Origin of the sequence: Methylobacter sp. BlB1, from assembly GCF_015476545.1 — a bacterium.
Taxonomy (GTDB): Bacteria; Pseudomonadota; Gammaproteobacteria; order Methylococcales; family Methylomonadaceae; genus Methylobacter.
On record NZ_JADMKV010000172.1, the window covers coordinates 1 to 1,163 of the forward strand.

The 1,163-nt window shown below is 49.9% G+C and carries 1 protein-coding gene; it reads left to right on the plus strand.

Features of this window, described 5'->3' with window-relative positions; translation table 11 throughout:
* Positions 1-1,163 (plus strand): elongation factor Tu (gene tuf / locus IT781_RS21870; protein WP_194972285.1); only part of this gene is annotated, 1,163 nt, incomplete at its 3' end.

The following is a 1,163-nucleotide window of genomic DNA, read 5'->3' on the forward strand; positions in this document are numbered from 1 at the left end:
ATGGCCAAAGAAAAATTTACACGTACTAAGCCACACGTAAACGTAGGCACCATCGGTCACGTTGACCATGGCAAAACGACTCTGACAGCCGCATTGACGAAAGTCATGGCTGAGCTGCAAGGTGGCGAAGCTAAAGCTTTTGATCAAATCGATAATGCACCTGAAGAAAGAGCGCGTGGTATTACTATCGCCACTTCGCACGTAGAATATGAATCAGCTACCCGTCACTATGCGCATGTGGACTGCCCAGGCCATGCTGACTATGTGAAGAACATGATTACCGGTGCGGCCCAGATGGACGGCGCCATTCTGGTTTGTTCCGCTGCGGATGGTCCAATGCCACAAACAAGAGAGCACATCCTGTTGTCCAGACAGGTAGGCGTGCCTTACATCGTCGTATTCCTGAATAAAGCCGATATGGTTGACGATCCGGAACTGATCGAACTGGTTGAAATGGAAATCCGTGAATTGCTGGATATGTATGAATTCCCGGGCGATGAAACCCCGATTGTTATCGGTTCAGCTTTAAAGGCACTGGAAGGCGATACCAGCGATATCGGCGTACCGTCTGTGGTTAAGTTGGTAGAAGCCTTGGATAGCTACATTCCTGAGCCGGAAAGAGCGGTCGACGGCGCGTTCCTGATGCCGATCGAAGACGTATTTTCAATTTCAGGCCGTGGTACGGTAGTTACTGGTCGTGTTGAGCGCGGTATCATTAAAGTAGGTCAAGAAGTTGAAATCGTCGGCATCAGGCCTACGATTGTCACCACTTGTACTGGTGTGGAAATGTTCCGCAAATTGCTGGATCAAGGTCAGGCAGGCGATAACGTGGGTGTGCTGTTGAGAGGCACAAAAAGAGACGAAGTCGAGCGTGGTCAGGTGTTGGCGCATAAAGGCACTATTAAACCGCATTCAAACTTCAAGTCAGAAATCTACGTCTTGTCTAAAGATGAAGGTGGTCGTCATACGCCGTTCTTCAACGGTTACCGTCCGCAGTTTTATTTCAGAACCACTGACGTAACCGGCGCAGTGACCCTGCCAGAAGGCGTGGAAATGGTGATGCCAGGCGATAACATTGCTGTAGAAGTCAAACTGATTTCGCCGATCGCTATGGAAGAAGGTTTGCGTTTTGCTATTCGCGAAGGCGGACGTACCGTCGGTGC